11 protein-coding genes are annotated in these 12,559 nt (G+C 61.3%); 6 read left to right on the top strand and 5 right to left on the bottom strand.

Annotated elements, in window-relative coordinates:
• Positions 1-166: 166 nt before the first annotated feature.
• From SIN04_RS00475 to SIN04_RS00495, 5 genes are all read right to left on the bottom strand, one after another.
• The gene (locus SIN04_RS00475; RefSeq protein WP_322843415.1) at positions 167-1,324 is read right to left on the bottom strand and encodes a DotG/IcmE/VirB10 family protein; all 1,158 of its coding nucleotides are present in this window, start codon (positions 1,322-1,324) and stop codon (positions 167-169) included.
• Positions 1,325-1,418: 94 nt separating this feature from the next.
• The gene (locus SIN04_RS00480; protein ID WP_134493421.1) at positions 1,419-2,372 is read right to left on the bottom strand and encodes a DotH/IcmK family type IV secretion protein; all 954 of its coding nucleotides are present in this window, start codon (positions 2,370-2,372) and stop codon (positions 1,419-1,421) included.
• A gap of 16 nt (positions 2,373-2,388) precedes the next feature.
• On the bottom strand, positions 2,389-2,994 hold the full coding sequence (locus SIN04_RS00485) for a DotI/IcmL/TraM family protein (protein ID WP_244606070.1): 606 nt from the start codon (positions 2,992-2,994) through the stop codon (positions 2,389-2,391).
• Between the two features lie 670 nt (positions 2,995-3,664).
• Entirely contained in the window at positions 3,665-4,783 is a 1,119-nt protein-coding gene (locus tag SIN04_RS00490) for a hypothetical protein (RefSeq protein WP_322843417.1), read from the bottom strand.
• A 69-nt stretch (positions 4,784-4,852) separates the two neighbouring features.
• Positions 4,853-5,287, bottom strand: coding sequence for a helix-turn-helix domain-containing protein (locus tag SIN04_RS00495; RefSeq protein ID WP_134493427.1), 435 nt, complete (start codon positions 5,285-5,287; stop codon positions 4,853-4,855).
• A 291-nt stretch (positions 5,288-5,578) separates the two neighbouring features.
• On the opposite strand from SIN04_RS00495, the gene SIN04_RS00500 reads away from it, so the two are divergent.
• The 6 genes from SIN04_RS00500 (at position 5,579) to SIN04_RS00525 (ending at position 12,558) form a co-directional block, all read left to right on the top strand.
• Positions 5,579-6,013 carry a hypothetical protein gene (locus SIN04_RS00500; protein ID WP_134493429.1) on the top strand — a complete coding sequence of 145 codons (435 nt, stop codon included), beginning with the start codon at positions 5,579-5,581 and terminating at the stop codon, positions 6,011-6,013.
• Positions 6,014-6,074: 61 nt separating this feature from the next.
• The gene (locus SIN04_RS00505; RefSeq protein WP_134493431.1) at positions 6,075-6,548 is read left to right on the top strand and encodes a hypothetical protein; all 474 of its coding nucleotides are present in this window, start codon (positions 6,075-6,077) and stop codon (positions 6,546-6,548) included.
• Positions 6,545-7,087: a hypothetical protein gene (locus SIN04_RS00510; RefSeq protein WP_134493433.1), complete on the top strand. Its 543-nt coding sequence runs from the start codon at positions 6,545-6,547 to the stop codon at positions 7,085-7,087. Before SIN04_RS00505 ends, SIN04_RS00510 begins: the two co-directional genes overlap by 4 nt.
• 10 nt (positions 7,088-7,097) lie before the next feature.
• Positions 7,098-8,297, top strand: a complete 1,200-nt coding sequence (locus tag SIN04_RS00515) for a hypothetical protein (RefSeq protein ID WP_134493435.1) — start codon at positions 7,098-7,100, stop codon at positions 8,295-8,297.
• Between the two features lie 29 nt (positions 8,298-8,326).
• Positions 8,327-10,084 (top strand): hypothetical protein, encoded by a 1,758-nt coding sequence (locus tag SIN04_RS00520; protein WP_322843418.1) that lies wholly within the window; start codon positions 8,327-8,329, stop codon positions 10,082-10,084.
• A 107-nt stretch (positions 10,085-10,191) separates the two neighbouring features.
• Positions 10,192-12,558 carry a DotA/TraY family protein gene (locus SIN04_RS00525; protein WP_134493441.1) on the top strand — a complete coding sequence of 789 codons (2,367 nt, stop codon included), beginning with the start codon at positions 10,192-10,194 and terminating at the stop codon, positions 12,556-12,558.
• Position 12,559 lies beyond the last annotated feature (1 nt).

Below are 12,559 nucleotides of genomic sequence, written 5' to 3' on the forward strand. Positions count from 1 at the left end.
AGACCAAAGGATGGCGCACCCGCGCGCGAACAGCACAAACAAAAAAACCAGCGACCGCTTGAAGCGATCACTGGTCCGTTCTTTCCATTAAATTCAATTAGACCGCCGCCGCCGCGCCAACCGGCGCCTGGCGGCTAAGTCTCCGGCCCCCCACAATCCCGCCCCGTCACTTCGGCTCGGTCACATTGCTCAGGAACACCACGCCAACCCCGACATTCGACGCAAGATTGATCGTCGGCCCTTTCGGCGTAGAGCTCTGCAAAGCGCTCCCGACCGCCTGCGCCGCGGCGCCCGCGGCGACCGCGGCCTGCTGTTTGAAGTTCAACGATCCATAAGTTGTCGTCGTGCCCCCGAAGGGCGACACCGACGTCGTCGCATTCGTCATGGCGACAGCCTGCCCCAATCCCTCGACAAAGGCGGCGGCGGCGGGCAACGCAAAGCGTTCGAAATAATGTTCGTCGACGCTGCTCGCCACGGACGTTTCCATGGAGTCCGGCGCCACGACCAATCCCGCGACCTGAAGAGATTTTCCGCGATGCTCGATCGACGTCACCCGCACGACAAGACGCTCGCCCTGGTTCTTGGAAAACGTGCCAAGCATGCGGTCCCCGACGAGAGGGCCCGTATCGGCTTCGAGTATGATCGGGCCGCCCGTGTCCGAATTCACGGAAAGCACCGTATGAGCATAAATGCCCCGACCTGCCGGCACGAGAACGACCTGTTCGACGTCACGGGCCGGAGCAGCCACCGCACGTTCCGGCGTCGCCGCCGGCCGGCCAGATGCTTCTCCTGCGTTCATCTCCGCCGGGGCAAGGACGATGTCCGTGCGGGGCGGACGCCCATCCCAGCCGCTGAACATATCATTCAGCGCCTTCTTCACTTCCGGATCCATCTCGCTAACGGTCGATGCGCTGATCTGCTCGATGCGCGCCTCGGGCGGATCGCGCGTTTCCGGCGCAACATAGGGCGGCGGCGGAACAGGAACGGGATGTACGTCGACATCAAGGCTCGCGACCTGCACAGGCGGCGTCGGGGCCGGTGGCGGCGTCAAATCGAGTCCGATCTCAGCTGGCGCACGGGCGTTCATGTCGACGCTGCCTGGCATCGGCGGCGTATAGGAGACATTCTGCTTCAGCGCCTTGTCCGCCTCCACCTGCGAATGCCGAAGCAACAATGATTCCTGCGCCGGCGTGCTATGCGTCCCACCCGGCAAAAGGTTCATCGCCTTCATCTTGGCGACTTTGGACTCCACAGGATCGTTCTGATGGTTGATCGACAGACCTACCGCCAGCGCGATCATCGCGCCCCCGACGCCAACGATCATGACCAGACGCCCCGGCCCTCCTCTTCCCACGCCGTTAAACACGCCCCCTTTGAAGTGCGCTAACAATGACTTTCTTGTCGAGCCTGCAGACATCTCAGTTCTCCGAAAGTGAAGCCGACATCGTGACGCCATCCTTGGATAGCAGCACAACCGGCGTTGGCGGAATGGAATAGACCGTCAAGCCGCCCTCGCCGCTTTCGGACGCCATCCACTCCGGCGAAATCAAGGTGTAGCGCGTGCGAATCACCATCCGGTCCCCGACGCGCCATGCTCTCAAATCATCCGGCGACACGCCGCTCACCGACAAAGGAGCGGCCTCCGCGGGCGGGGCGCCGTCAAGCATCGACGTCAAGAACGGTGATGCGGTGTCCGGAGCCATTGGCTGCGCGGGCGGTCCCTTGGCGTTCGGACCGCGTTCCGACACCTGCACGCTGAGGTCGGCGTCATAGGTTCCGCCGCCGCCAATCAGCAGGAAGGAAATCGGCTTCGGAGCCCCTTTCAATGTCACGAGCAGGCCGCCACGCGGCTGCAGCGAGCTGGGCGTAATCTCCAGGACGTTGCTCCCCGCCACCGGGGTGCATACGTAGAAGCCAACAGCCGCCACCGCAGGGCCGCCCCCGGTCGACGTGGCGTTGCAGTTGGTTCCGCCTGCGACCCCTGCCGGGTTGGAATTCGTGTCCCACTCGATCGGCCAGGGCGATCCTGTCTTGTCAAAAAACGACACCGCCGTAGGATACCCCTTCACGACCTGTATGATCGGCGTCGTCTGTCCCGGCGTGAACGCGACATTCACACGGCGGCTCGCCGGAGACGCAAATTGCGTCATGACGTCTTCCTGCGCACGTCTGTTATCGCCTAGTCGTTTGCCTAGATCCCGAATCATCCCGGGCGTCAACGGAATTGCCGCCTCGGCTCCAGAACCCGTCGCCTGCCCTGGAATTGAGCCGGCATTCCCGTTTGGCGGCGGACCTCCCGCTTGCTGCGCTAAAGATACGCAAGGGCCGCCCAAAAGGGCGGCCAATCCGATCCACACTGCCTGTCGCTTCATCTCTGAATTCCTCATATCACTGCGCCACCGCGACGAGTTGCTCGATTTGCAGACCTTCCGGATGGTCTTCTGCGTTTGTCCGCACCACAAGCGCAGTCAGCATCATCCTCTGCGTATTCGCCTCGTTTGTATTTTGGCAGGTCTGAACGATCGGAACTTGGACCCTGTAGGCGAGAGCGCCGCCGACAATTTTCGAATCAACGATAACAGCCGACCGTTGCGCCTGCGCAAAGCAGAGCAGCATGCCCTTCTTCATCGCCTCGAAATTGCCCGACTTGATGTAACTTCCCGCGAAGGTGGACCAGCCATTGGTGGTGAAGCGGCGCCCCGCCGTGTTTAGTTCCAGCGGATAGTCGTGATAGTTGACGTTGTACGGTGCGAGAACCGCTTTCACCGTCCAGTCAAGCAGCTCCGCATCGTTGACAATAGGACTGTCTACCGCCGTCATAGCCCGTGGCGCTGATTTGCCGTCCACGATGAAATATTTTGGCGTCGGCGGATGCGTCCAGATCCATGCGTCATGGATCACAAAGGCCCCAAGAAGGACCGAAAGGCCCGTCACCAAGCCGAGGCTTCGATTGACGAGCGATGCCTGGAAATCAGGATCGGATAGTTTTCTCATGATGGCCGCGTTCTGGTTTTGCATAGCCAGACCATGGCATCGCGCGGCGCGAACGCATGGGGCTATTTCCAGCTATGTTTTATGTGTTTTATTCCCGCACCGCCCGAGCTTAATTGGGTAATGGAACGCACGTTGGCTCTTGGTCGCGGCTTTGCCGCCAAGCCGACCTCTACGCTCAGTTCGGGCTCCGCAAACAGGTCGTCGAAGTGGCCGAGTCGCGGATACAACCCGAAACCACGCCGGCGCGCCTATTTGATCCGCGTCGAAACCGATTGATTGACGACGCAACGACACCCGTGTCGGCTCAACATCTCCCCCGCGCCATTTGCCCACAATCACGATGACTGTTTCCGGCGCGACTGGGACGCCTGCAATGACGCGGAAGAACCAATGCCAGCAAAACAGCGACTCATACAAGTCGATGCGATCTCAAGAAATGCGCGCGAGATCATCTCTGTACACTGTCCGACTCGCGTCGTTTCATACACCGCTGACTGACAATGGCGTTTGCGCCGCAGGAGCGACTCATCCTCTCGGCCTCTCGCGACCGCGTCCATATAGAGATCATCCAGTGGGACAATAACGAATAGAGGCTTATCCCTAGCGCATTGCGCTACGGCGCATCGGAACAGGCGCACAGGTTGGCGCGCGGCCCACGTGAGCGTGTGCTTTACGGCAATCCCTTAAACCTTTTCGATTGAGTGTAGAATCTTGGGAGATTGTGGCGCCCTCGGACCCGCCAATATGGTTGTCGCAGTTTGTCGTTGTCGCCATGCTTCCATGGCGGGCGCTTCTCGATCCGCCATGCCCTGATGTTTTCCACGGCGGCCGATGGATCATACGCATCGAGGAGGATCACGCCGAATTCGGTTCGTAAAACAGCGACTTCCGACCGCCAGAGATGGGATGTTACCTGACACTCGGTCACCCCCATGTCTCGCGCAATCGCCTTTGGCCTCTGCCCCGCCAGCCCTCTATCTTCGATTTCGGCTTTTTGCTCCGCCGACAATTTGCGGATCGAAATCCGGCGGCTTTTTTTCGACTCGGTTTCTGGAAGGGCGGGCGCGTCCCAAACGGACAGTTCGCCAAAATCCGGCCACGTCGTCGGGCTTTCAAAACCCTCGCGAAGCGCCTCCAGAACCTCGCCGGCATCCACAGAGGCGGGGGCGACGAGGCCGACTGCGTCGCTGCTTTCCCAAAGATCGGGGGTGTCTTCGCGCGTAACGCGGCGGGCGGACGGGGAGCGATATGTCGAAGTCCGCGCGCGGCGCGTTTCCAATGCCGGCGCGGGCCGAGGGTTCGCGGAGAAAAGATCCGGATCGCCGGCAATCTCGCCGTGCCAGGCGAGCGCCGCTGCACGGGTCTCGTCGTTGGAGAGACGCCGCCGGCGATTGCTATCACGAGAGGGAAGGCCGAGGCGGCGGCGCTTTGAATATATAGCGCCGCGAGAACGTCCGAGCGTCTCGGCAATGCTGAGGACATGCGCGCCGTCGGTCCATGCGGCGATAAGCAGGCGGACGTCCTCGGCGCTCCAGGGGTTTTTACCCCCCGCCCGCCGCATTGGCCTGTCGTGGGGCGTCGGCAGGCCAAGCGCCGCCAGCCGATCGAGCAACCCCGTTCGCGTCAGGCCGAGATAGAGTGAAAGAGCGTCTATCCCCAGACCCGCGGCGACCATGCCGCAGAGAATGGCGTCGAACGATGTGAGCGCCGTCGCAACGGTGGCGAGAACGACCTCGGGCCATGACGGCGAGGCGTTCTGCTCTGTTACATCATCCCGACTGAGAAACACGCAAACTGCTCCGGACCCTCGATCCGAAGCAGAATTAATGGTCTCTAGCGTCCAGTCAATAGGTGATCGTCAGTGACCATCGCTTTTTTTCGATTTGTCGCCAGACGGTCCCTCTTTTGGCTTTTCCAGCCTGGCTTCGATCTCCTCCAGAATCGTACCTATCGTGTCCCCGCGCGACTGCAACTCCTGCCGGATCTGACGAAGTTCGGCCGCCATTTTCGAAAGAACCGGATCGAAGGCGTTTCCTGTTGGAGTGGTCACTTCAAAAAACGACGCTATCGATACCCCAAGGATATTCGCTATTTTACCCAAAACGGAGATCGAAAAATTTGCTGCGCCCGCCTCAATCGTCACAACATAAGCGTGAGACATCCCCGCGGCCGTCGCAAACTCTCTCACCGAAAGTCCAGACGCTTTTCTCAGTTCCCTCACCCGAATGCCCAAGGCCACCAGAACAGGATCTCGGTCATCCTCCACACTTCCTATTGTGCTCTTTTTAACCATTGGTTAGCCCCCGCCCCGACCTGTCGCCACTAATTTTCCTCCTTCTTCTTTATATTCTCAGCTTCTAATCGCACCCAGCCTGCCGCCTAAAGCACATTCACCCGACTGAATTGTTTGTGAATGGTTTATTTCTCAATAAAAAATTCCATTGAGATCGCGTGACATTTTCCCGCGCCGCCCCTCCCCACGCCGCCGCGCCGACTTCGCCCGCTCGTTTCCGGACAACCTCCATATTATTTTGCGGCCATTCGCGCCAGACTGCCTCATGCTTATCTCCATACGGAGACCAGCATGCTCAAATCACCGGTTATGATCCTCTCTTTCCTCGCTATGTGCGTCGGCGCACGCGCCGAATTCGCCCTGCTGCCCGCATCTTCGCCAACTTCTCCCCCTCAGGCGGCGGACGCCGCCGCGCCCTCTTCAAAAAGCCCGGCGCATCAAGCAGCCAAACGCCACAATCGCCGGGCCGAACGCCATCTCGCCCCCGATCCGCTCACGGCCCGCGGCTTCGGCTCAAAGGTTCCCCTAGCATTTGCCGTCCGGCAAATCGTGCCAGCCACCATCAACGTCAGTTTCGCCCCCGGCGCCGACCAGGACGCCCTCGTCGACTGGCAGGGTGGAAAACGATGGAACATCGTCCTCACTGAGGCTATCCGGCCCCTTGGCCTTGAGCTGAAGCGTCATCAAGCCGCCGCCGTAATCGCTCCGGCCGCAAAAGATCCCTGACGCTTTTCGGTATTCGCGCAGCGCTGCCCAATAATCCTCCGGATTAACTTACGGAGGTCATATGCCCGATCTTAATTCCCCTGAACTCCAAAGCTGGATCGACGCGCCGGTCCAGCCGCTGGCCGTCCCGCAGGCCGCCGCGCGCCAAGCCCGCGAGCACGCCGCGCTGGACACCGCTCTAGCGGCTCTCGCGGTCGCCGTCGGCGACGCCCAGACTGACGCCCTGAAACGGGTCAAGACCTATCTCACGAAAGAACCCGGCAGATCCTCCTTCCAGGCGATCGCCGGCAAAATCGGCGATCTCAAGCTCATCGCCCTCCTCGATCGAATGTACGCGGTGGCCAATGAAGACCGCCGCACGATGGTCCTCGATCTTTTCACCCCAGACGCGCTGGCGCCCCGCCCCGACTTCCCGTCACTCGAGGCCTTGCAACGGCGCGACCTTGTGCGCCGCATGCTGAACGACGCTCGAATCCAGGCGCTTCTCCGCGCCTGCCAGCCACGCGACGCCTCCCGCGAAGGAGAACCGGCATGAACCGCTTTCGCGTTGCCCTGCTCGCCGCCGCCCTCGGCGCTCTTTTGCCTTACGCCGCCGCCGCCCAAACCGCGGGAAGCGCCGGTTGCGCAGCCATCACCCAGGCGGCCGCCAACGCGGCGTCGTCGCGCATCTCGGCCGACGACACCAATATAGCCCAGCCGCAATCAGTTAAATCGCTGACCTGTCTCGATAGTTTCTTCAAGGGAACAGGCCTCAACGTCGTCATCAATCTCCTGAACCCGACAACACTCCTGCAATCGATCGAAAACCAGATCTGCAACAAGTTGAAAACAGTATGGCAAAGCTCTCTCGGCACGCCACAATGCGGAATTACCATTACCGGGTTCAAGCTTGGCTTTCTTGGCGGCAGCACGCTGGGTGGCGGTCTGTCCTGCCCGAAACTCACCTTTGGCGGCGGCGGTCCACCGATCGGATATATTGGAACTGGAACAAACAATAACGGAAAACTCTACGTGACCGGCAACGCCGTGGCGCCGACGGGCTATCCAATTACCTCGATGCTTGGGCTTTACTGAGGATCCCGCCATGAACAAAACGAAACTTCTCACATCCGCCGCCGCCGGCGCCATGCTCGGCGCATTGGTCTTCGGCGCCAGCCCGGCCCTCTCGCAAATGTTCGTCGTAGACTGGGCCAGCATCGCCGTGCAGAACGCGTTAAAGGTCCTTCAGGACCAGATTTCCAACACGCTTACCTCCATCAGCGGCCAACTTGGACTTTCCGGCCCCATCGGCAGCCTCCTCGGCTCATCTGAAAACGGCACCGTAACCCAGCTCCTGCAGCAGGGTTTCACGCAGGAAGCCAACTACGCCAAGGCTTCGGTTGACGCGCAGCAACAGATCGTTGACGGGGCGCTCATCTCGCACACCCGCGTCCTGCGCGACTTCCGCAACTCTCAGATCGGCGTCGAGCACACGACCAGTCCTGTTCACTGCCAAGCTCTCGACAATGGGCAGGCCGTCACCGTGGGCGCCGGCCAGTCCTGGAAGGTGGCGCAGTCGATCGAAGACGTCGGCGACCAGCGCGGCGAAGCGGCGAACGGCCAACCCGCCTATGTTGGCCGGGCGCAGGCTGTCGCCGCCATCAGCCAGCTCCACTTCGCCAGATATTGTTCGGCGACCGAAGCCGCCGCCGGACTTTGCACCGCATCCTCAACGCAGAACGCCGATCAGCGCGCTTCCACTCTCTTCGGCACAGGCACGCTGAGCGGGCAGGACGGCGTCACCGCCGCCAATGATTTTGTCACCAACGCGATCCAGCCGATCGTCCCGGCCGCACTCCGGGCCGAACAATTGACCTCCGAAATCGGCAGGGAGGCCGCTACAAAAAGGCGAGAATACAACGCCCGGATGTCCCTCGCGCGAAACGTCCTCGACTATGCGGTCGCCGTGCAATCGCCATCCGTCCCTCTCAGCACGGCGCAAAAACAGCAGATGCAAAATGAAGGCCTGACGCCGATCGACACGGGTTCCTGGCTCCAGGCGCTCATGCTCGACGCGAACCGCCGCTATAGCGACGTCGATTGGGCGGCCCAACTCCAAGCCATGCCACCCGCTTCCGTCGCCCGCGAAATCGCGCACGAGCTGGCTGCCACCAACTATCTGTTAACGCAGCTCTATCGCGTCTCTCTTCTCAATGCGAGCGCCAACGCAACCCATCTCGCCGCGACAACGGAAGCCACTTTCGTGCCCACCGTGCAGCTACCCACCCCGAACATGTCAAACTGATCGACGCATCCACTCAAGGACCGCACGAAATGCCCGAAGCCGAACTCACTCTTCCCCCCGATGGCCCCTTGCCCCGCCACCACCTCGGCCCCAACCCCGAGGCTGAATTCAATCAGCGCGCGCAAGCCGATCGCGACCAGGCCGACGACCACGGCCTCACCGCGGAAATTGCCGACGCGACCTCTCGCGGCAAGACGCACCATGACGTCACATATCTGCTTGGCGACAAGCTGAATTTCCTGCCTCCCGAAGACCGCGTCGAGTTCGTTTCGAATGTCCGCGCGACGCTGAGCGGCGAAGAGGCCGCGTTAGCGTGGCTCGCCCTGCGCAACGAAGAAACGCCTGTCGCCGCCATGGCTGATCGCGCTCGCGGAAAGCAAGACTTCATTGTCGAGTCCCACCCCGATGCCATCGGCGACGCCCCCCTCGCGCCTCAATCCGGAACGACGGCAACCGAAACGTCCACCCTCGCTCCAGACCTTCCCGCCGATGAGATCACCTCGACCGCTCCGGATCAGGCCGTCCTCCCCTTTCCGGTGAACGACCCCGAGCAAGCGCCCACCCCGCTCCAGACTCCCGAGGAACCGGCCGTGCCTTTGGCTGAGAGAAACCAGACGCAGTCCATCGACCTTCCGCTAGACCCACCCCTTCCTGGCGCCGAAGATGGCGCGCGCCGACCCCTCGCATCGCCCGAAGAACAGATCGCGGCCTTCAGTGGCCATCCTCCGCTCGCCCAACCGGCGGAAAACCCGGGCGCCAGCGCGGAGGCGCCCGAGAGACAGGCGGGCGTCAGCCTGCCTCCCGAACTCGCCGCGCCGCGCGCCATGGCGCCAACGATCCTCTTTCCTCAAAACGCAGGCGTCACGTCAGCCGCTGAGGACCAGGCGCCGTCGATCGCCGCGCGGCAAGAGGCTTCCTCTCCGGTCCCGCCGCCCCCCGATCCTGTCGCGCGGGCAGCGCCCCCTGCGGCTTCCATCAGCCCGGCGCAGCCCGTCGCGGCGACTGCCAACGCCAATGGAGCCGATCAGAACACGCAGGAAACGCGGCAAACGGCCACAACGCCGGCTACAGCACTTGCGACCCTGCTCGCATCGCTTCGCCGGCCTTCGCCCTTCGATCGCAAACAGGCGGCGCTCGAAGCGGACAAAGCGGCGGCGGCGGAAAATGCGGCGCCTGCCAAACGTGCCTCACCCGAGGGCAATCTCATCGGCCGCTTCGGCATTTTCGACAATGACCAGATGCAGCCCGGCCGGGACGCAAAGGCAGTTACGGCGGCCCAAACGGCCGGATCCAAAGCCATACAATCCCTCGCCTCTCTAGAGAAAAATCACGCCGCCGCGCTTTTCGAGCGAATGAGGGAAGCAGCCGAGCACAATGACGGCGGCATGGAGAAAGTCCTGTCTGAAATGGCCCCTGGCGGCGCGTTCGAAGATCTCAGGAAGGAGTTCGATCGCGCGATGAGCGAAGAACCCGGCTTTCAGAAGGCTTACGACAGAGCCGCCAATGACCTCTCATCCTATGCCACGCAGCGCGGCGTGGTCGCCGAGATCTCCAAGGCGCGTCCCACAACCAGTCTCGGCGATCTCGAAAAAATCGACCACGAGATTGTCGCGGCCGCCGCGAACCTGCCGGGGAAGGAAGCCGGGAAAAGCGCTTTGGACGAGGCGGCGGAAAAAGCCAAGGAAGTCTTCAAGGATCTCGTCGACTCCATCCGTAGCGCATTCTCCCGCGATCACGGCCATGACGCGCACAGCCGTCCCTCTCCGAGCCCGAGCCCCGGCCGTTAGCTTCTCACGACGCCCAAAATATCCGCCACACTAAAACCCGGCTTTAGAAAATCCCGTTCGCGCGCGCGCGTGGCATCCTCGATCAAGATTTCATTATCGAGGATGCCATGCTGCGCTTTCCTTTCCCCCACGCCGTTCTTCTTCTCTTCGCCCTCGCCGGAGACGCCTCCCCGGCCATGGCCGCCACGAGCTTCGACATCAGCTGGGCCGCCCTCGATCCCGGCGACGACTGGGCCTGGAAAATGGTCCAGAGCGTCTTCCCGATTGACGGGACGCCGCCAACATCGACGGGAACCGCGGCGACCATTATCGGTCAGATCGTCGGACAGCTGACTGGCTTCGTCATGGCCATCGCCATGTCCTATCTCGCCTATACGACGATCATCAACATTCACCGGGTTGCCGAATCGTCGCAAATTCTCTCGAACGGCATGTCCTCGCTCTTCCTGGTGCGGCTCGGTTTCGCAGCCGTGATGATGTTCCCTCTCTCGTCTGGCTTCTCGACCGGGCAGGCAGCTGTGCTTCAGGCTACCAAATGGGGTATTGGCATGGCGCGCGTGGTCTATACCAACGCTATCAAGGCAATTGGTCCTGACGCCATGGTTGTCGCCGACCCGATCATTCCAGGCACCGCCATTACTGTTCTCGATCTCATGCAGAATGAGCTTTGCCGCGCCTTGATCAACCAGGCAAGCGGGACGACGCTGGTCCCCGCGCCGACCGTCACAACAATAACCAACGCCAACGGCGGCAATCTCACCTATACTTATTCCCTTGCGGCCGGTAACGGCACCGGCACAGCGACCTGCGGAACGATCTCACTGGTCGAGCCGCTGTCCGCGGGCGCAAATCTCGCCGGCGTTTCAATCGACATGTCCGCCCAGCAAAATTCAATCCTTCAAAATATTCTCACGACACTACGTCCCCAAATCGAAAGCGTCGCACAAAACTATTGGCAAACCCGGAGCGAATCCGCTTTGTCGCCGCTGCAATCCCTCTACACGACGACTACACAGAGCTACACGCAGCAGCTGACCAACGCCGCCACCCAAATCACCAGCCAGATCCGTAGCAAGCTCGCCGCGTCCACGGACGCCCGTAGCGGCAACATTGGGCTGCTCCAGAACGAAACCCAGCAATCCGCGCTCGGCTGGACGTCAGCCGGCGCCTATTACCTTGAATTCGCGCGGATCAACGGCCTCACATTGTCGCTGGCCAGCTCCACGCCCATCGTCAATATGCCGAGTTTCGACGGCCTGTCGCCGTCTCTCAAATCGGACCTTGCGCCGCTCTTTACCTCGTCGACGGGATTTCTCACCCAGCTCCGCAATTACGTCAACGCATCCGACGGGCTGACCACGCCCAGCGCCAATGCCGATACCTCAACCGGACAATATTCCAGCAGCGATCCGGGAAGCGCCGTCGAGCGGCTTTTCCGCACGCTGACTTTCACCCCCACTCTTCTCAACACAATCGTCGGCATGCTGACGCCGACAGCGGGCGACTATTGGACCGACCCGTTTGGCGGCCTCGTCGCCATGGGCAATAAACTCATCACGGTCGCCGTCAGCGCCCTCGGGGCCGCCGGCATTGTCGCGGGTGGAGCCGGGACCGCAGGTTCTCCGCTCTTTAACGTCCTCACCCTCGGCGTCTCCGGCGCCATCGCCAATGGCATCAGCGCCCTCATGCAATTCTTCGCCGTTCCGGTGTTCTTCACCTGCATGGGGCTGCTCATCCCCGGCCTCACCATCGCCTTTATTCTCCCAATGGTGCCTTGGCTCATATGGATGGCGGGCGTCGCCGGCTATCTCATCCTCGTTTGCGAAGCCGTCGTCGCCGTTCCCTTGTGGATGCTCGCCCATATGACATTTGAAGGCGAAGGACTGCATGGCCGTGGGATCGCCGGTTACGAATTGATCTTCAACCTGCTCTTCCGTCCTGTGCTCATGCTTCTCGGCTTGTTCCTCGGCTATTTCATCTTCACCGCCATGTCGTGGCTCATCCGCATGAGCTTCGGCATCGCCGCCGGCTTCGTTCTCGGCAATGGCTGGCTGGTCACGAACTGGCTCGGATTGATCATCCTCCTCAATATTTTCGTCCTGACCCATCTCGTCACCGCGACCATGTCCTTCCGCATGATTTCGATCATTCCCCATCACCTGCCGAAGCTGATCGGCTTCTCCTCCACCAATCGCGTCGACATGGACGAATTCTCCCAGGGCGCCGCCCTCGTGGGCGCCGGCAACGCCTTGAAATCGGTCGAACAAAGCGTTACACCTAAAAGGCTGCAATATGGCGGGGGTGCGGGGCTTGGCGGACAAAACCAATCACAAGCCAGCAACCAAACACTCCTTCCTGGCCGTTCCGGTGCGAATTCCTCGTCCGGCGGCTCGACAAACCAGAGCGCCCATCTGGACACAACCCTTCAGGCGACGACCGACGTAAAAGGTTCTCCGCCGCATCAGGATGCCTGAT

The organism is Methylocella tundrae, from assembly GCF_038024855.1.
Lineage (GTDB): Bacteria > Pseudomonadota > Alphaproteobacteria > Rhizobiales > Beijerinckiaceae > Methylocapsa > Methylocapsa tundrae.

Excerpts from the sequence above, each read along its gene's own strand:
- SIN04_RS00510 (WP_134493433.1), top strand. The coding sequence starts at position 6,545 with ATGAACCGCTTTCGCGTTGCCCTGCTCGCCGCCGCCCTCGGCGCTCTT.
- SIN04_RS00515 (WP_134493435.1), top strand. The coding sequence starts at position 7,098 with ATGAACAAAACGAAACTTCTCACATCCGCCGCCGCCGGCGCCATGCTC.
- SIN04_RS00475 (WP_322843415.1), bottom strand. The coding sequence starts at position 1,324 with ATGATCGTTGGCGTCGGGGGCGCGATGATCGCGCTGGCGGTAGGTCTG.
- SIN04_RS00495 (WP_134493427.1), bottom strand. The coding sequence starts at position 5,287 with ATGGTTAAAAAGAGCACAATAGGAAGTGTGGAGGATGACCGAGATCCT.
- SIN04_RS00525 (WP_134493441.1), top strand. The coding sequence starts at position 10,192 with ATGCTGCGCTTTCCTTTCCCCCACGCCGTTCTTCTTCTCTTCGCCCTC.
- SIN04_RS00485 (WP_244606070.1), bottom strand. The coding sequence starts at position 2,994 with ATGAGAAAACTATCCGATCCTGATTTCCAGGCATCGCTCGTCAATCGA.
- SIN04_RS00505 (WP_134493431.1), top strand. The coding sequence starts at position 6,075 with ATGCCCGATCTTAATTCCCCTGAACTCCAAAGCTGGATCGACGCGCCG.
- SIN04_RS00520 (WP_322843418.1), top strand. The coding sequence starts at position 8,327 with ATGCCCGAAGCCGAACTCACTCTTCCCCCCGATGGCCCCTTGCCCCGC.
- SIN04_RS00480 (WP_134493421.1), bottom strand. The coding sequence starts at position 2,372 with ATGAAGCGACAGGCAGTGTGGATCGGATTGGCCGCCCTTTTGGGCGGC.
- SIN04_RS00500 (WP_134493429.1), top strand. The coding sequence starts at position 5,579 with ATGCTCAAATCACCGGTTATGATCCTCTCTTTCCTCGCTATGTGCGTC.